Origin of the sequence: Acidovorax sacchari, assembly GCF_042847045.1 — a bacterium.
In the GTDB taxonomy this organism is placed as follows: domain Bacteria; phylum Pseudomonadota; class Gammaproteobacteria; order Burkholderiales; family Burkholderiaceae_C; genus Paracidovorax; species Paracidovorax sacchari.
On the sequence record NZ_AP035783.1, the window covers coordinates 409,436 to 426,604 of the forward strand.

At 69.2% G+C, this 17,169-nt stretch carries 17 protein-coding genes; 7 read left to right on the forward strand and 10 right to left on the reverse strand.

Annotation, left to right across the window (positions count from 1 at the left end; translation table 11 throughout):
• Nucleotides 1-6: 6 nt before the first annotated feature.
• Nucleotides 7-822, reverse strand: coding sequence for an exodeoxyribonuclease III (locus ACGHC0_RS01845; RefSeq protein ID WP_368353763.1), 816 nt, complete (start codon nt 820-822; stop codon nt 7-9).
• Here ACGHC0_RS01845 and pyrE point away from each other — a divergent pair.
• Both pyrE and ACGHC0_RS01855 read left to right on the forward strand, forming a co-directional pair.
• Nucleotides 821-1,540 carry an orotate phosphoribosyltransferase gene (gene pyrE, locus ACGHC0_RS01850; protein WP_415267291.1) on the forward strand — a complete coding sequence of 240 codons (720 nt, stop codon included), beginning with the start codon at nt 821-823 and terminating at the stop codon, nt 1,538-1,540. The genes ACGHC0_RS01845 and pyrE overlap by 2 nt on opposite strands.
• Nucleotides 1,541-1,615: 75 nt before the next feature.
• Complete coding sequence (locus ACGHC0_RS01855) at nt 1,616-2,296, forward strand: DUF4124 domain-containing protein (RefSeq protein WP_415267292.1); 681 nt, start codon at nt 1,616-1,618, stop codon at nt 2,294-2,296.
• Nucleotides 2,297-2,334: 38 nt separating this feature from the next.
• Here ACGHC0_RS01855 and gatB read toward each other — a convergent pair whose 3' ends face one another.
• The 3 genes from gatB to gatC are packed head-to-tail and all read right to left on the reverse strand — an operon-like array spanning nt 2,335 to nt 5,612.
• Nucleotides 2,335-3,789, reverse strand: a complete 1,455-nt coding sequence (gene gatB, locus ACGHC0_RS01860) for an Asp-tRNA(Asn)/Glu-tRNA(Gln) amidotransferase subunit GatB (RefSeq protein ID WP_368353765.1) — start codon at nt 3,787-3,789, stop codon at nt 2,335-2,337.
• 1 nt (nt 3,790) lies between these two features.
• Complete coding sequence (gatA, locus tag ACGHC0_RS01865) at nt 3,791-5,290, reverse strand: Asp-tRNA(Asn)/Glu-tRNA(Gln) amidotransferase subunit GatA (RefSeq protein WP_415267293.1); 1,500 nt, start codon at nt 5,288-5,290, stop codon at nt 3,791-3,793.
• A gap of 22 nt (nt 5,291-5,312) precedes the next feature.
• Complete coding sequence (gatC, locus tag ACGHC0_RS01870; protein WP_013592861.1) at nt 5,313-5,612, reverse strand: Asp-tRNA(Asn)/Glu-tRNA(Gln) amidotransferase subunit GatC; 300 nt, start codon at nt 5,610-5,612, stop codon at nt 5,313-5,315.
• Between the two features lie 206 nt (nt 5,613-5,818).
• Here gatC and ACGHC0_RS01875 point away from each other — a divergent pair, with 206 nt between their 5' ends.
• The 4 genes from ACGHC0_RS01875 (at nt 5,819) to mrdA (ending at nt 10,429) form a co-directional block, all read left to right on the forward strand.
• Entirely contained in the window at nt 5,819-6,862 is a 1,044-nt protein-coding gene (locus tag ACGHC0_RS01875; RefSeq protein WP_011793479.1) for a rod shape-determining protein, read from the forward strand.
• 151 nt (nt 6,863-7,013) lie between these two features.
• Complete coding sequence (gene mreC / locus ACGHC0_RS01880) at nt 7,014-7,934, forward strand: rod shape-determining protein MreC (protein WP_368353767.1); 921 nt, start codon at nt 7,014-7,016, stop codon at nt 7,932-7,934.
• Nucleotides 7,931-8,449 (forward strand): rod shape-determining protein MreD, encoded by a 519-nt coding sequence (gene mreD / locus ACGHC0_RS01885; protein WP_208912077.1) that lies wholly within the window; start codon nt 7,931-7,933, stop codon nt 8,447-8,449. Before mreC ends, mreD begins: the two co-directional genes overlap by 4 nt.
• Before the next feature lie 33 nt (nt 8,450-8,482).
• Nucleotides 8,483-10,429: a penicillin-binding protein 2 gene (mrdA, locus tag ACGHC0_RS01890; protein ID WP_368353768.1), complete on the forward strand. Its 1,947-nt coding sequence runs from the start codon at nt 8,483-8,485 to the stop codon at nt 10,427-10,429.
• Nucleotides 10,430-10,447: 18 nt separating this feature from the next.
• Here the strand turns inward: mrdA and ACGHC0_RS01895 are convergent, their stop codons facing one another.
• The 5 genes from ACGHC0_RS01895 to ACGHC0_RS01915 all read right to left on the reverse strand — a co-directional run bounded on the left by ACGHC0_RS01895 (nt 10,448) and on the right by ACGHC0_RS01915 (nt 15,319).
• Nucleotides 10,448-11,341, reverse strand: coding sequence for a DMT family transporter (locus tag ACGHC0_RS01895; protein ID WP_368353769.1), 894 nt, complete (start codon nt 11,339-11,341; stop codon nt 10,448-10,450).
• A 5-nt stretch (nt 11,342-11,346) separates the two neighbouring features.
• Nucleotides 11,347-12,105 carry an amino acid ABC transporter ATP-binding protein gene (locus ACGHC0_RS01900; RefSeq protein ID WP_415267294.1) on the reverse strand — a complete coding sequence of 253 codons (759 nt, stop codon included), beginning with the start codon at nt 12,103-12,105 and terminating at the stop codon, nt 11,347-11,349.
• Entirely contained in the window at nt 12,102-12,884 is a 783-nt protein-coding gene (locus ACGHC0_RS01905; RefSeq protein ID WP_107128430.1) for an amino acid ABC transporter permease, read from the reverse strand. The genes ACGHC0_RS01900 and ACGHC0_RS01905 overlap by 4 nt, the downstream gene beginning before the upstream one ends.
• A gap of 64 nt (nt 12,885-12,948) precedes the next feature.
• Nucleotides 12,949-13,716: an ABC transporter substrate-binding protein gene (locus ACGHC0_RS01910; protein WP_368353771.1), complete on the reverse strand. Its 768-nt coding sequence runs from the start codon at nt 13,714-13,716 to the stop codon at nt 12,949-12,951.
• A 214-nt stretch (nt 13,717-13,930) separates the two neighbouring features.
• A complete protein-coding gene (locus tag ACGHC0_RS01915) occupies nt 13,931-15,319 on the reverse strand; it encodes an L-serine ammonia-lyase (protein ID WP_368353772.1) in 1,389 nt (462 codons plus the stop codon).
• 120 nt (nt 15,320-15,439) lie between these two features.
• Between ACGHC0_RS01915 and ACGHC0_RS01920 the strand changes: the two genes are divergently transcribed.
• Nucleotides 15,440-16,363, forward strand: coding sequence for a LysR substrate-binding domain-containing protein (locus ACGHC0_RS01920; protein ID WP_415267295.1), 924 nt, complete (start codon nt 15,440-15,442; stop codon nt 16,361-16,363).
• Here ACGHC0_RS01920 and ACGHC0_RS01925 read toward each other — a convergent pair.
• A complete protein-coding gene (locus ACGHC0_RS01925; RefSeq protein ID WP_415267296.1) occupies nt 16,353-17,111 on the reverse strand; it encodes a sulfite exporter TauE/SafE family protein in 759 nt (252 codons plus the stop codon). The genes ACGHC0_RS01920 and ACGHC0_RS01925 overlap by 11 nt on opposite strands.
• Between the last annotated feature and the right edge of the window lie 58 nt (nt 17,112-17,169).

Below are 17,169 nucleotides of genomic sequence, written 5' to 3' on the forward strand. Positions count from 1 at the left end.
TTCCGGTCAGATCGCCAGGTCGTAGCCGACCGTGATCGGCGCGTGGTCCGAGAACTTCTGCTGCTTGTAGATGGACTCGGTGCGCGCCAGTGCCGCGATGGCCGGTGTGGCGAGGTGGTAGTCCAGCCGCCACCCCACGTTGTTCGCGTAGGCCTGCCCGCGGTTGCTCCACCAGGTGTAGGCCGTCTCGGTGGTGTCGGGCTGCAGCAGGCGGTACACGTCCACGAGGCCGCCGCCCGGGTCGGTCGTGTGCAACAACTTTGTCATCCACTCGCGCTCTTCGGGCAGGAAGCCGCTGTTCTTCTGGTTGCTGCGCCAGTTCTTCAAGTCGATCTGCTGGTGGGCGATGTTGACGTCGCCGCAGAGGATGAACTCGCGCTCTTCCTTCACGCGCATCAGGTGCACGTGGAATTCCGCCAGGAAGCGGAACTTGGCCAGCTGGCGCTCCGGCCCCGACGAGCCGCTCGGAAAATAGGCGCTGATGATCGACAGCTTGCGCGAAGGCGTGTCGAAGCGGGCTTCCACGTAGCGCCCCTCGGCGTCGAATTCGGTGGAGCCGTAGCCCACGCGCACGTCGCTGGGCTCGTGGCGGGTGTAGATGCCGACCCCCGAGTACCCCTTCTTGGTCGCGAAGTGGAAATGCCCCTTGAGGCCCGCCAGGGTCTCGAAACGGCCTTCCATGTCGGCGGACTGGGCCTTGATCTCCTGCACGCAAATACAATCCGGCCGCGTCTCGGCAATCCATGCCTCCACGCCTTTCGAGGCGGCGGAGCGGATGCCGTTGAGGTTCAGGCTGGTCAATTTGAAAAGGGAAGCATCCATGGTGGCAGACGGCGCGCAGCGGCAGGCGGGAACGGAAATGGCGGGAGACGGCGCGTCGGCGGACCGCCTCGCCCAGGAATTCGTGCATTTCGCCGTGGAGGCAGGCGTGCTCAGGTTCGGCGAATTCAAGACCAAGGCGGGCCGCATGAGCCCGTACTTCTTCAATGCCGGGCTTTTCGACGATGGCGCCAAGATGGGCCGGCTCGCGGAATTCTATGCAAAAGCCTTGGCTGCAAGCGGCATCGAATTCGACATGGTCTTCGGGCCCGCCTACAAGGGCATCCCGCTGGCCGCCACGGTGGCGGTGGAACTGGCCCGCCATGGCCGCAATGTCCCCTTCGCCTACAACCGCAAGGAGGCCAAGGACCATGGCGAGGGCGGCACGCTGGTCGGCGCGCCGCTGCAGGGCCGCGTCCTCATCGTGGATGACGTGATGTCCGCCGGCACCGCCGCGCGCGAATCCATCGCGCTCATCCGGGCCGCCGGGGCCGTTCCCCACGCGATGGCCATTGCCCTCGACCGCCAGGAAAAGGCCACCGAGAACGGCCAGGACGTGGACCACAGCGCCGTGCAGTACGTGCGCAGCCAGCTGGGCATGCAGGTGTGCACCATCGCCAAGCTGGCCGATTTATTGCAATATCTGCAGGACCGTGGGGGCTCCGGCATGGGCGCCCACCACGAGCGCGTGCTGGCCTACCGCCAGCGCTACGGCGTCTGAACCGCGCCTGACCTTACTTCGCACGCCGCATCGGGCCCTTTTCGGGCGGCGGGAGAGCACGGACACCTGCACAGCATGGAAGCCCTTCCGGTGAAGCAACTGAGCCTCTGGCGCGCTGGCGCCGGAGCGGCGCTGGCCTTCCTGTGCGGTGCCGCGGCCCAGGCGCAGCAGCAGCCCGGGCCCGGCGGCATCTACACCTGCGTGGACGCCAAGGGCCGCCGCCTCACCGCGGACCGCCCCATCCCCGAGTGCTCCGACCGCGAGCAGCGCGTGCTGGGGCCGTCCGGCACGGAGCGCTCGCGCGTGGGTCCCATCCTGTCCGACCAGGAGCGTGCCGCGCTGGAAGCCCAGCGCCGGAAGGAGGCCGACGAACGGGCGCGCGCCGCCGAGGAGCGGCGCCGCGAGCGCGTGCTGGTCGCCCGCTATCCGGACCAGGCCGCGCACGATGCCGAGCGCGCGGCGGCCATCGCGCAGGTGAACGAGGTGACGTCCGTGGCCGAGGCCCGCGTGGCCGAACTGCGGCGCCAGCGCAAGGCACTCGACGCCGAGATGGAGTTCTACCGCCGCGACCCGTCCAAGGCCCCCATGGCATTGCGCCGCCAGATCGCCGAGCAGGAGGAGTCGCTCGCCCAGCAGCAGCGGTTCATCGCCTCGCAGGAGGACGAAAAGCGCCGGGTGCACCAGCGCTTCGACGCGGAACTGGCCCATTTGCGCCAGCTCTGGGCCGCGCAGCAGGGCATGCCGGCATCTCGCTGACCGGGGATCGGCCAGCCCCGGCCCCTATACCACCAGCGTCAGGCGGCCGCGAGCCGCGCGCGCAACATCTCGTTGACCTGCTGCGGGTTCGCCTTGCCCTTGCTGGCCTTCATGGCCTGGCCCACCAGGGCATTGAATGCCTTGTCCTTGCCGGCCTTGAACTGGGCCACGTTGTCGGGGTTGGCGGCGATCACCTCGTCGATGATCTTCTCCAGCGCGCCGGAGTCGTTCATCTGCCTGAGGCCCCTGGCCTCGATCACCGCATCCACGTCCTGGCCTTCGCCGGTCCAGAGTGCATCGAACACCTGCCGGGCGGCGGCATTGGAAATGGTGCCGTCGGCGATGCGCTGGATCAGCTTCGCCAGCAGCGCGGCCGTCACCGGCGCGGCGGCGATGTCGGTCTCGCCCGCATTCACGCGGCGCGACACCTCGCCCATGATCCAGTTGCTCGCAAGCTTGGGGCTGCCGCTGGCCTTCGCGGCTTCCTCGAAGTAGGCCGCCATGGCCTTGGACTGGGTGAGCGTGGTCGCGTCGTATTCCGGCAGGCCGTAGTCGGCCACGAAGCGTGCGGCCATGGTGCGTGGCAGTTCGGGCATGCGCGCGCGCTCTTCCTGTACCCACTGCTCCGAAATCCGCAGCGGCGGCAGGTCCGGGTCGGGGAAGTAGCGGTAGTCGGCCGCGTCTTCCTTGGTGCGCATGGCGCGGGTCTCGCCCGTGTCCGGGTCGAACAGCACGGTGGCCTGCTGGATGGCGTGTCCGTCCTCGATCTGCTCGATCTGCCAGCGGATCTCGTAGTCGATCGCCTGCTGCATGAACTTGAAGCTGTTCAGGTTCTTGATCTCGCGGCGCGTGCCCAGCGGCGCCCCCGGCTTGCGCACGGAGACGTTGGCGTCGCAGCGGAACGAGCCTTCCTGCATGTTGCCGTCGCAGATGCCGATCCAGGTCACGATCTTGTGCAGCTCGCGGGCATAGGCCACGGCCTCCTCGCTGCTGCGGATGTCGGGCTCGGTCACGATCTCCAGCAGCGGCGTGCCGGCGCGGTTCAGGTCGATGCCCGACTGGCCGATGAAGTCCTCGTGCAGCGACTTGCCCGCGTCTTCCTCCAGGTGGGCGCGCACCAGGCGCACGGTCTTCTTCTCGTCGCCGAGATAGAACGACACCTCGCCGCCCTGCACCACCGGGATCTCGAACTGGCTGATCTGGTAGCCCTTGGGCAGGTCGGGGTAGAAGTAGTTTTTGCGCGCGAAGATGCTCTCGGGCGCGACCCTGGAGCCCAGGGCCAGGCCCAGGCGTATGGCGCAGGCCACGGCCTCGCGGTTCATCACGGGCAGCGTGCCGGGCAGGGCCAGGTCCACCGCGCAGGCCTGGGTGTTGGGCTCGGCGCCGAAGGCCGTGGGCGCGCGGCTGAAGATCTTCGATTGCGTGGCGAGCTGGGTGTGGGTCTCGAAGCCGATGACGACTTCGTAGCCATGGATCAGTTTGCTGGTCGTCATGTCACAGTCCTCCGGGCGTGCGGAGGTGGAAATCGGTCGCCTGCTGCAGGCGGTGCGCGGCATTCAGCAGCCGGCTTTCCTGGAAGTAGTTGCCGATGAGCTGCAGGCCCACGGGCATGCCGCCTTCTCCGAAGCCGGCGGGCACGCTCATGCCGGGCAGGCCGGCGAGCGAGGCGGGCAGGGTGAAGATGTCGGCCAGGTAGTCGGCCAGCGGATCGTTGCCGTGCTCGCCGAGCTTCCAGGCCACCGTGGGCGCCACCGGGCCGGCGATCAGGTCGCAGTCCTTGAAGGCGTTCTGGAAGTCATCCGCGATCATGCGGCGGATCTTCTGCGCCTGCAGGTAGTAGGCGTCGTAGTAGCCGTGCGAGAGCACGTAGGTGCCGATCATGATGCGGCGCTTGACCTCGTCGCCGAAGCCCTCGGCGCGGGTTTTCTTGTACATGTCCACCAGGTCGGTGTAGTCCCTGGCGCGGTGGCCGAACTTCACGCCGTCGAAGCGGCTCAGGTTGGACGAGGCCTCGGCCGGCGCGATGATGTAGTACACCGGGATGGACAGCTCGGTGCGCGGCAGCGTGATGGGCACCAGCCTGGCGCCGAGCTTCTCGTATTCCTTGAGCGCGCCGTCCACCGCGGCGCGCACGTCGGGCGCCAGGCCCTCGCCGAAGAACTCGGCCGGGATGCCGATGCGCAGGCCGTCGATGGAGTCGTTCAGCTTCGCGCTGAAGTCCTCGGCCGGCACGTCCAGGCTGGTGGAGTCGCGGTCCGGATCGGGGCCGCAGATCGCCGAGAGCAGCAGGGCGCAGTCCTCGGCCGAGCGGGCCATCGGGCCGGCCTGGTCCAGGCTGGAGGCGAAGGCGATCATGCCGTAGCGGCTGGCGCGGCCGTAGGTGGGCTTGATGCCGGTGATGCCGCAGAACGAGGCCGGCTGGCGGATGGAGCCGCCGGTGTCGGTGCCCGTCACGGCCGGGGCGAGGCGCGCGGCCACGGCCACGGCGCTGCCGCCGGAGGAGCCGCCCGGCACGCGGTCGGTCGCCCAGGGGTTGCGTACCGGGGCGGGCGCATCGGCGCCCAGGGGGGCGACGGCCGAGTTCTCGTTGGCCGAGCCCATGGCGAATTCATCGCAGTTGAGCTTGCCCAGCGTCACGGCGCCGGCGTCGGCCAGCCGCGTGACCACCGTGGCGTCGAAGGGCGACTGGTAGCCGGCCAGCATCTTCGAGCCGGCCGTGCTGGGGAAGTCGCGCGTGACGAAGATGTCCTTGTGGGCGATGGGCACGCCCGCCAGCGGGCCGGCCGTGCCGGCGGCGATGGCCGCGTCCTGGGCGCGAGCCTGGGCCAGGGTGGCCTCCTCGTTGACGCTCACGAAGGCGCCGAGGTCGGTGTGCTGCTGGATGCGGGCGAGGAAATGCCGGGCGGCCTCGACGGCGGAGATGCGCTTGCCGCGCAGCGCCGCGGCCAGTTCGGCCACGCCCAGGGTGTGCAGGGAAGAGGAGGGTTCGCTCATGGATTACGTACGTTTATTCTTGTTATTCGATCACCTTGGGCACCAGGAACAGGCCCCGCTCCACGGCGGGCGCGCTGCGCTGGTTGGCTTCGCGCTGGTCGGGCTCGCTCGCGGTGTCTTCCCGCAGGCGCAGGGCGATGTCCTGGATGGCAGCGACGGGGTGGGAGAGGGGTTCCAGGCCGGCGGTATCCACAGCCCGCATCTTCTCGACGATGCCGAAAAAGCCGTTGAGCTGCGTAAGCATGCGCTCACTTTCGGCGGGGCTCAGATCGAGCCGCGCCAGGTTGGCGATGCGGCCAATGTCCTGGGGTGTCAGTGCCATAGGGAAAACAGGTCCGGAAACGGGATGTAAAGCTGCGCCGGCGTAGGGCCGGGCGGGAGTTATTCACAGGGGATGCGGTATTATCCCGGCTTTGCCGCAATACCCTCCCAACCGCCGGTCATTGTGCGAAAAAAGCCCACAAACACCCTGTAAACACCCGGCGACGGCAGGCCGACGCGCATGCCGTGCCCGAGAGGAATTCCTGAATGTTCGGAGCTTTCCGTCGGTACTTCTCCACCGACCTTGCCATTGATCTTGGCACAGCCAACACGCTGATCTTCGCCCGCGACAAGGGCATCGTGCTCGACGAACCCTCCGTCGTCGCCATTCGCCATGAAGGCGGCCCCCACGGCAAGAAAGTCATCCAGGCCGTCGGCCACGAGGCCAAGGCCATGCTCGGCAAGGTGCCCGGCAACATCGAGGCCATCCGCCCGATGAAGGACGGCGTGATCGCCGACTTCGTGATCACCGAGCAGATGATCAAGCAGTTCATCAAGATGGTGCACCCGCGCACGCTGCTCACGCCGAGCCCGCGCATCATCATCTGCGTGCCCTGCGGCTCCACCCAGGTGGAGCGCCGCGCCATCAAGGACGCGGCCGAGGCCGCGGGCGCCACGGCCGTCTATCTCATCGAGGAACCCATGGCCGCCGGCATCGGCGCCGGCCTGCCGGTCTCCGAGGCCTCCGGCTCCATGGTCGTGGACATCGGCGGCGGCACGACAGAAGTCGGCGTGATCTCCCTGGGCGGCATGGTGTACAAGGGCAGCGTCCGCGTGGGCGGCGACAAGTTCGACGAAGCCATCATCAGCTACATCCGCCGCAACTACGGCATGCTGATCGGCGAGCCCACGGCCGAGGCCATCAAGAAGAGCATCGGCTCGGCCTTCCCCGGCTCCGAGGTGCGCGAGATGGAGGTCAAGGGCCGCAACCTCTCCGAGGGCGTGCCGCGCAGCTTCACCATCTCCAGCAACGAAGTGCTGGAGGCGCTCACCGATCCGCTCAACCAGATCGTGTCTTCCGTCAAGAACGCCCTGGAGCAGACCCCGCCCGAGCTGGGCGCCGACATCGCCGAGCGCGGCATGATGCTCACCGGCGGCGGTGCGCTGCTGCGCGACCTCGACCGGCTGCTCGCCGAAGAGACGGGCTTGCCGGTGCTGGTGGCCGAAGACCCCCTGACCTGCGTGGTCCGCGGCTGCGGCATCGCGCTCGAGCGCATGGACCGCCAGGGCAGCATCTTCACGAGCGAGTGACATGACCATGCCGCGGGGCGGAGGTTGCGGGTCCGCCGGCCGGGCGGGCCGGCCGCCGTGCCTGCGCCCCGGTGCCGCCGCGTTCGTTCCTGCGTCCGTGCCCGCGCGGCACCGTCCCTCCTGACATTCCCTGCGGCTGTTCCCTACCGCCATGCCCATCGGTACCCTCGAACGGACCGCGCCGTCTTTCTTCAAGCAGGGCCCGTCGCCGCGCGCCCGCTTCGCGCTGTGCGGCGCGCTGGCACTGTTCCTCATGGTGGCGGACGCGCGCTTCCACGTCACCGAACCGCTGCGCAAGGCCATCGCCGTGGCGCTCTACCCGGTGCAGTGGGTGATGCTGCAGCCCGTGGAGTTCGTGGGCGGCGGCATGGCCTACCTGCGCACCATGGAATCCGCCCAGGCCGAGGTCGATGCCGCGCGGCGCAACATGGTGGCCATGGCCCAGCGGGCCAACCAGGCCGAACAGCTCCTGCAGGAGAACGAGCGCCTGCGCAAGCTGCTGCAGTTGCGCGACCGGCTGCAGACGCCCGCCAGGGCCGCGCAGGTGATCTACGACGCCGCCGACCCCTATACCCGCCGGGTGATGATCGACCAGGGCCAGATGGCCGGCATCGTGCTCGGCTCCCCGGTCATGGACGAATCGGGCATGCTCGGCCAGGTGACCCGGGTGCATCCGCTGCTGAGCGAGGTCACCCTGCTCATCGACCGCGACCAGGCCATTCCGGTCATGAACGTGCGCACCGGAGCGCGCGGCGTCGCCTACGGCGACCCCGTCATCGCGCACGGCGGCGGGATGGAGCTGCGCTTCATGCCCAGCAATGCCGACGTGCAGGAGGGCGACCTGCTCACCACCAGCGGGGTGGACGGCCTCTATCCGCCAGGCCTGCCCGTGGCCCGCATCGTGCGCGTGGAGCGCCGGGCCGACTCCGCCTTCGCCCGCATCTACTGCGCGCCCCTGGCGCAGGCGCAGGGCGCCCGCCACGTCATGGTGCTGCAGCCCCTCGATACCGGCCTGCCCGAACGGCCCCCGGCCGCCGAGCCCGCGCCAGCGCGCAAGGGGGGCCGCCGATGATCATGCCCCGCGGCGAGCAGCTGCTGCTGCCCGTGCGTCCCGCCTTCATCGCGGCCAGCCTGCTGGTGGCGCTGGCGTTCAACATGCTGCCGCTCGGGCGCGTGGTGTGGACGCCCGACCTCGTCATGGTGCTGCTCGTTTTCTGGGGCGTGCACCAGTCGCAGCGCGTGGGCATGGCCGTCGCCTTCGTCATGGGCCTGTGCATGGACGTCTACCAGACCGCGCTGCTGGGTCAGCATGCGCTGGCCTACTGCGCCATGATGTTCGGCGCGATCTACCTGCACCGGCGCCTGCTGTGGTTCAGCCCGTTCTCGCAGGCGCTGCAGGTGCTGCCCCTGTTCCTGGCCGCGCATGCGATCGAGCTGCTCGTGCGCATGGTCTCGGGCGGCATCCTGCCCGGACTGCCGGGGCTGATCGCCCCCGTGATCGAGGCCCTGCTGTGGCCGCTGGCCAGCTGGGTGCTGCTCGCGCCGCAGCGCCGCCCGCCCGACCGCGACGAGAACCGGCCGCTCTGACGCGCCCCTCCTCTTTTCTTCCGCCCTGCCGACATGACCGAGCTGCGCAACACCGAGGCCGATCTCTCGCGGTTCCGCCTGCGCGTCTTCGTCGTGGGCCTGGTGGTGCTGCTGGCCATGTGCCTCATCGTGGCGCGCCTGCTCGTGCTGCAGGTGGTGCGCCACGAAGACCTTGCCGACCAGGCCGAGAGCAACCGCACCGCGGTCGTTCCCATCGTGCCCAACCGCGGGCTCATCCAGGACCGCAACGGCGTGGTGCTGGCCACCAACTACTCGGCCTACACCCTGGAGATCACGCCCTCGAAGGTCGATGGCCTGGAGGACACGATCGACGAGCTCTCCAAGGTCGTGGAGATCCACGCGCGCGACCGGCGCCGGTTCAAGCGCCTCATGGAGGAGTCGCGCAGCTTCGAGTCCCTGCCGATCCGCACGCGCCTCTCGGACCAGGAGGTCGCCCGTTTCACCGCCCAGCGCTACCGCTTCCCGGGTGTGGACATCAAGGCGCGGCTCTTCCGCAATTACCCGCTGGGCGAGATCGCGAGCCATGCCATCGGCTACATCGGCCGCATCAACCAGCGCGAGAAGGAGCGCATCGAGGATTCCGAGGACGCGGCCAACTACCGCGGCACGGACCACATCGGCAAGCTCGGCATCGAGCAGAGCCAGGAGACCACGCTGCACGGCCAGACCGGTGTGGAGCGCATGGAGACCTCGGCCGGCGGCCACGCCGTGCGGCGTCTCGCGAGCCATCCGGCCACGCCGGGCAACACCGTGATGCTGTCGCTCGACATCAAGCTGCAGAAGCTGGTGGAGGACATGTTCGGCGACCGGCGCGGCGCGCTCGTGGCGATCGACCCTCGCAACGGCGAAGTGCTCGCGCTGGTATCGAAGCCCACGTTCGATCCGAACCTGTTCGTGGAAGGCATCGATTCGGAGAACTGGCAGGCGCTCAACGAATCCATCGACAAGCCGCTGCTCAACCGCGCGCTGCGCGGCACCTACCCGCCCGGCTCCACCTACAAGCCCTTCATGGCACTCGGCGCGCTGCAGCTGAACAAGCGCTCGCCCACGCAGGTATACAACGACCCGGGCTTCTATACCTACGGCGGCCACACCTTCCGCAGCCACGAAGGCGGCCTGGGCGGCGTGGACATGGTGCGCGCCATCCAGTTCTCCAGCAACACCTACTTCTACTCGCTGGCCGTGGACATGGGCGTGGACACCATCCACGACTTCATGAAGCCGCTGGGCTTCGGCCAGATCACCGGCATCGATCTCAACGGCGAGGTGCGCGGCGTGCTGCCCAGCACCGAGTGGAAGCGCAATACCTACAAGCGCCCGGAGATGAAGCGCTGGTATTCGGGCGAGACGGTGTCCCTCGGCATCGGCCAGGGCTACAACAGCTTCACCATGCTGCAGCTGGCCTCGGCCGAGGCCACGCTCGCCAACGGCGGCATCCGCTACCGCCCGCACCTGGTGAAGGCGGTGCGTGACACCGTCACCGGCGTGGTCACCGAGGTGCAGCAGCCGCCCGGCGAGAACCTCGGCTATTCGCCGAAGAACCTGGAAATCGTGCGCAACGGCCTCACGGCGGTGATCAAGGCCGGCACGGGCACGCGCGTGTTCGCAGGTGCTCCGTACACCGCGGCCGGCAAGACCGGCACCGCGCAGGCCGTGAGCCTCGGGCAAAACGTGAAGTACAACGCCAAGCTGCTGGAAGAGCACCAGCGCGACCACTCGCTGTTCGCCGCCTTCGCGCCGGTGGAGAACCCCCGCATCGCCGTGGCCGTGATCGTCGAGAACGCGGGTTTCGGCGCGGCCGCCGCGGCGCCGATCGTGCGCCGCGTGTTCGATTACTGGCTCCAGGGCGATTACCCCAACGAGCAGGACCTGGCGGCGGTCGCCAAGGGCCAGGCCGGCGCCCCGATGGGCACGCCGCGCCGCGCGGCCGACGTGCAGGTCACGGCCCCCGCGCCCTGACGCCGCCGGGCCGTCCCTTCAGCCGGCCGCCTGTGGTGCGCGCGGCGGCTGCAGCTGGCTGACGATCAGCGCGCCGACGATGAGCGCCGCCCCGCACACGCCGGCCCAGCCCAGCCGTTCGCCGATCAGCACCCAGGCCGTGAGCGCCGCGAACACGGGCTCCAGGCCGAAGACGATGGCGCTGCGCATGGCGTCCACGCGCTGCTGGCCCCACGCCTGCAGCGTGACCACCAGCACGCTGGCCACCACGCCCAGGTAGGCCACGGCGGCCCACGCATCGCCCGGCAACTGCGCGATCTGCGCCATCGACGTGGCATGGCCGTCGTGGCGCACGCCCACCAGCACGGTGGCGGCACCGAACATCACCAGCGCCTGCATGGCCGCCATGCGCGTGGCCCGCAGTGGCGCCGCGGCCGTGCGGCGCGCGCATTCCTCGAGTGCGAGGATGTAGATGGCGTAGAACACCGTGCTGGCCAGGGTCAGGGTATCGCCCAGGTTCCAGGGCTCGTTCTCGTGGAACATCAGGCCCATGCCCGCCAGTGCCATGCCGCAGGCGGCCCACAGCGTCCACCCGTAGCGCCGGCCCAGCACGGCCATCGCCAGCAGCGGCACGACCAGCACGTTCAGGCCGGTGACGAAGGCGTTGCGGTTGCTGCTGGTGCGCGCGAGCCCCTCGATCTGCAGCCAGAACGCCAGGAACAGGAGGCCGCCCAGCAGCAGCCCCCAGCCGAGCTCTGCGCGGCGCATGCCGCGCCACATCGGGCTGAGCACGGCCAGCGCGATGGCGAAACGCATCCAGATGATCTGCAGCGCGTCCAGGTGCGCGGACAGCATCTTCATCGCGGGGAAGGTCGTCCCCCAGACCATGGTGACGAGGAGGAGGGCCAGCAGGCCCTGGCGTTCGGAGCGCAAGGCGGTCAGCTGCCCATGCGCCCCAGGAAGGCGCGGATGCGGTCGTTGGCCGGATTGGCGAAGAACTCGGCCGGCGGCGCATCGTGCGCGATGCGGCCCTGGTCGAAGAACATCACGCGGTCGGCCACTTCGCGGGCGAAGCCCATTTCGTGGGTGACCACGATCATGGTCATGCCGCCGCGCGCGAGCTCGCGCATCACGTCCAGCACTTCCTGCACCATTTCCGGGTCCAGGGCGGAGGTGGGCTCGTCGAACAGCATCACCTTGGGCCGCATGGCCAGTGCGCGGGCGATGGCCACGCGCTGCTGCTGGCCACCCGAGAGCTGCCAGGGGTACTTGTGGGCGTGCTCGCGCAGGCCCACGCGCCGCAGCAGCTGCAGGGCCTGCTCGTTCGCCTCCGCGCGCGGCGTGCGGTGGATGCGGCGCGGCGCGAGCGTCACGTTGTCGAGCACGCTCATGTGGCCGAACAGGTTGAACTGCTGGAACACCATGCCGACCTCGCTGCGCTGCTGCTGCAGGACGCGCTGGTCGTCGGTGACTTCCACGCCGCCGATGGTGATGCGGCCGCTGTCGTGCGGCTCCAGCCGGTTGATGGCGCGCAGCAGCGTGGACTTGCCCGAGCCGGAGGCTCCGATGATCACGGTGACCTCGCCCGTGTTGAACACGGTGGAGACATCCTTGAGCACCTGGTGCGTGCCGAACGCCTTGCAGACGTTCTCCGCCACGATGTAGGGCGTGGCGGGGGTGGTGTGCGGCCGGTTCATTGGGCGCGGCCCTCCACGTCGAAGCGGTGCTCGATGGCGTTCGACACCTGGGTGACCAGCGTGGTCAGCAGCAGGTAGGTGATGGCCACCGTGGAGAGCGTGGCGATCGGCTGGAAGGTGGCCGACTGGATGCGGTTGCCCACGTTGGTCAGCTCCACCACGCCGATCGCGTAGGCGAGCGAGGAGTCCTTGAGCAGCGCCACGAAGTTGCTCACCAGCGGCGGCAGCGAGATCTTGAAGGCCTGGGGGAACACCACGTCGAAGAAGACATGCGTGCGCGACAGACCCAGGGCACGAGCTGCTTCGGTCTGCCCGCGCGGCACGGCCAGCAGGCCCGCGCGGATGGCTTCGGAGTTGTAGGCGCCCACGTTCAGGCCCAGCGCCACCACGGCGGCGGCGAAGTCGGGCAGGTTGAGCCCCGGCACCAGCACCGGCAGCGCGAAATACACGAACAGGATCTGCACCAGCAGCGGCGTGCCACGGATGACCCAGATGTAGAAGCGGGCCACCCAGCGCAGCGGCGTCCAGCGCGCGGTGCGGGCCAGGGCCGCGCCGGTGCCGAGAACGAGGCCGCAGAACCCGCTCACGAGCGTGAGCCAGAGCGTGGTGCGCGCGCCGTCGGCGAAGGCCTGCGCGTTGGGGCCGATGGGGTCGGGGAGGAAGGAGAGGGCCTGGCCGAGCAGGGCCAGGGCCAGCACCATCAGCACCAGGGCCGAGACCAGTGTCGCATTGCTGCGCTGCTGGCGGCTCCAGTGCCGGGGCCAAAGGGCGGTGAGCATGGGAGGGAACGTCCGGAAGGCCGGCGGCTGCGTCCGCGGCGGGACGCAGGCCGGCGGTCAGGGATCAGGGGGTGCAGCGGACGTCTTCGTTGAAGTACTTCTTCGACACGGCGGCATAGCTGCCGTCGGCCAGGATCTCGGCGAAGGCCTTGTTCCAGGCATCGGCCAGGCCGGTGTTGCCCTTGGCCACGGCCGGGGCGATCTTCTCGATGAAGAGCATGTCGCCGAGCTTCAGGCCGGCCTTGGGATTCTTGGCGGCGACTTCCTTGGCCACGAACTTGTCGGTCACCCAGGCGTCCACCCGCTTGGAGGTGAGCGCGCTGCGGGCGTCCACGTCGGTCGGGAAGTTCTTCACGTCCTTCACGCCGGGCACCTTCTTCACGTTCTCCAGGTAGCTCGTGCCGGTCTGCACGGCCACCACCTTGCCGGCGAGGTCCTTGCCCGCGCGGATGGCAGGGTCCATGGAAATCACCATGCCGCCGGAGCAGTAGTGGGGGGTGGCGAAGGTGACGGCCTTGGAGCGCTCCTCCGTCACGCCGTGCGAGGCGATGGCGACGTCCCAGCGGTCCTGCGCGAGGCCGGTCAGCAGGGCGTCGAAGCCCAGCGTCTTCCATTCCACCTTCAGATTCATCTTCTTGGCCACCAGGTTGGCGACCTCGACCTCGAAGCCCGTGAGCTGCGTGCCGTTGAAATAGTTGAAGGGCGCGAACTGCCCCTCCGTGGCGATGATGATCTTGCCGTCCTTCTGGATGGCGTCGATCGGGCGGGCCTGTGCCGAGAAGGCCGCGCACAGCGCCACGGCGGCGGTGGCCATCGTCTTGAGAATCTTCATCTGCGGTTCCTGGTGGGGTGGGACAGGGTACAAAAAATCCGGCTTGGCGTGTGGCGAAGCCGGACATGGTGGACCCGCCGCCCGGGGTCGGGCGTCACGGAGTGGACACATTATAAAGACGGGGCATGGCGCCATGCCTCCTCGAAAATGCGGATGGTCCGGTGCCGCCTGGAGCGGCTACAAGGCTCAGCAAGAAGCGGACCTGCCCTCGGGCTCAACACTCCACGATGTTCACCGCCAGGCCGCCCCGGGCCGTTTCCTTGTACTTGGTGAGCATGTCGGCCCCGGTCTCGCGCATGGTTTTGATGACCTGGTCCAGGCTCACGAAGTGCGTGCCGTCGCCGTGCAGCGCCATGCGCGCCGCGTTGATCGCCTTGACCGAGGCGATGGCGTTGCGCTCGATGCACGGGATCTGCACCAGCCCGCCGACGGGGTCGCAGGTGAGCCCCAGGTGGTGCTCCATGCCGATCTCCGCCGCGTTCTCCGCCTGGGCCGGCGTGCCGCCCAGCGCCGCGCACAGCGCGCCCGCCGCCATCGAGCAGGCCACGCCCACCTCGCCCTGGCAGCCGACTTCCGCGCCGCTGATGGACGCGTTCTGCTTGTAGAGGATGCCGATCGCCCCGGCCGTGAGCAGGAAGTCCACCACGCCGCGCTCGCTGGCGCCGGGCGCCGTGTGCACGTAGTAGTGCAGCACCGCCGGCACGATGCCCGCGGCGCCGTTGGTCGGGGCGGTGACCACGCGGCCGCCGGCGGCATTCTCCTCGTTCACGGCCAGCGCCCAGAGGTTCACCCAGTCGAGCACCCGCAGCGGATCTTCCGGACGGGGGTCGAACGTTCCCAGCCGCTGCGCCAGGCCGGCTGCGCGCCGCTTCACCTTGAAGCCGCCGGGCAGCAGGCCCTCGGTGCGGCAGCCGCGCTCGACGCAGCCCTGCATGGTGCGCCAGATGGCGAGCAGGCCGGCGTCGATCTCCGCGTCCGTGCGCCAGTGCCGTTCGTTGGTGCGCATCACGCCCGCGATGTCCAGGCCGTGCGTGGCCGTGAGGCGCAGCAGGTCCGCCGCATCGCCGAAAGGCAGCGGCAGCACCGACGGGTCGGGTGCCACCACCTTGTGGCGGGATCCATCCGCCGCCACCGCTTCGCTCACCACGAAGCCGCCGCCCACCGAGTAATAGGTGGCCTCGTGCAGCAGATCGCCCGAATCGCTGCGCGCGGCGAAGCGCAGCCCGTTGGCGTGGAAGGGCAGGGTCTTGAGGGCGTAGAAGCGCAGGTCGCGCCGCTCGTCGAAGGCGACCGGATGGTGGCCGGCCAGCGGCAGGCGCCCGCCTGCGCGGATGTCGGCCACGTAGCCGCCGATGCGGTCCACGTCCACCGTGTCGGGCTCGTGCCCCGCGAGGCCCAGCAGCACGGCGGTATCGCTGCCGTGGCCCTTGCCCGTGGCGCCCAGCGAGCCGTAGAGCTCCGCCTCCACGCGCCCCGTGGCGGCCATCAGGCCCTGGTGCTCCAGGGCGTGGGTGAACAGGCGGGCGGCACGCATGGGGCCCACCGTGTGGGAGCTGGACGGACCGATGCCGATCTTGAAGAGGTCGAAGACGCTGATGGCCATGGGACGGAGTGCAATGCTGCGGATGGGCGCACAGCGTAGGCAACAAGTTTCACCAGGTCCACTGATCTTTTGTGAAGGAATACATTAGAGATTCTGTTGATTCTTGAAGGCCGGGAAACCATGGACATGAACCGCCTGCGCGCCCTGCGCGAACTGGCCCGCTGCGGCACGATGGCAGCGGCTGCCGAGGCGCTGTCCCTCACGCCCTCGGCGGTGTCGCAACAGATCGCGCAACTGGAGGCGGAAGCGGGCATCGCGCTCACCGAGCGCCAGGGGCGCGGCGTGCGCCTCACGCCCGGCGGCGAAGCGCTGGTGCGGCACGCGGAGCGCCTGATGGCGGTGCTGGACGAGGCGAAGTCCGAACTGGCGCTGCTGCGGCGCGAGCTGGCAGGCGAGTTGCGCGTGGCGGCTTTCCCGTCGATCGCCTCCGCGCTGCTGCCGGAGACGATCCAGGCGCTGCGGGCCGCCTATCCGCGCCTGCGCCTGGCCGTGGAGGAAATGGAACCGGTGGACGGCCTGGCAGCGCTCGGCTCCTGGCGTGCCGACATTGCGCTCATCGACCACCTCGCGCTGCGCCGGGATCGCCGGCAGGACGGCTACGGTTTCGTGGCGCTGGCCCGGGATTCGCTGCACGTGCTGCTGCCCGCCACCCATCCCCTGACCGCCCGTCCGTGGCTGGGCGTGGCGGACCTGCGGGACGAGCCCTGGGCCATGGACGCCGCCTCCAGCAGCTTCGGCGAGTTCGTGCGCAACCTGTGCCTTGCGGAAGGCTTCGAGCCGCGCATGGACGTGCGCGCCCTCGGCTTCGAGGTGGTGTCCGCCATGGTGGGTGCCGGTTGCGCCGTGACCGTGGTCCCCGGGTTGCGCCTGCTGCGCCCCTTGCCGGGCACCCGCGCCGTGCCCCTGCGCCCGGCCGTCGCCCGGGAAATCTCCGTGGCCTTCCGGCGCGGCGAGCGCGAGCACCCGGCCGTGACGGTATTCATCGGTGAAATCGTGCGCGCGGCGGAGCGCCTGTCCCGCCCGGCAGGGGATGTCACCTCATGAAGCCGTCGTAGCCCGTCTTGAGGATCAGCGCCCCCACGACGAGGATGAAGATGCCACGCACGAAGCCCGTACCGTGCTTCATCGCCATGTGCGTGCCCAGGACGCTGCCCACCACGTTGGCCACCGCCAGCGGCAGCGCGAAGTGCCACCACACCTGGCCCTTGGCCGTGAACAGGATCAGCGCGGCGACGTTGGTCGCGAGGTTGAGCAGCTTGGCCGAGGCCGACGCGTTCAGGAAGTCGTAGCCCAGCAGCCGCACGAACAGGAACACGAAGAAACTGCCCGTTCCCGGACCGAAGAAGCCGTCGTAGAACCCGATCGTGAGGCCGATCAGGCAGGCCATGCGGGTTTCGGCGGCGCCCTCGAAGCGTGGCGCATGGTGCTTGCCGAGATCCTTGCGCGCCAGGGTGTAGAGCAGCACGGCCAGCAGGATGAAGGGCAGGATCCGGCGCAGGAAGTCCACCGGCACCACGGTGACCGTCCACGCCCCGGCGAACCCTCCCACGAAGCCCGCGGCCGCGGCGGGCAGCAGCGACTGCCAGCGTATCTGCACGCGGCGGCTGTACTGCCAGGTGGCGATGGCGGTGCCCCAGATCGAGCCGCTCTTGTTGGTGCCCAGCAGGGTGGCCGGCGGTGCGTTGGGAAAGGTGGCGAACAGGGCGGGCACCAGGATGAGTCCGCCGCCGCCCACGATGGCATCCACGAAACCGGCCAGCAGCGATGCCAGCGAAACAATGATCCATTCCATCCCCGGATTGTCTCACCTGCTATCGTTTCAATAGCTTGCAGGCAAAAAAAAGCGCCGG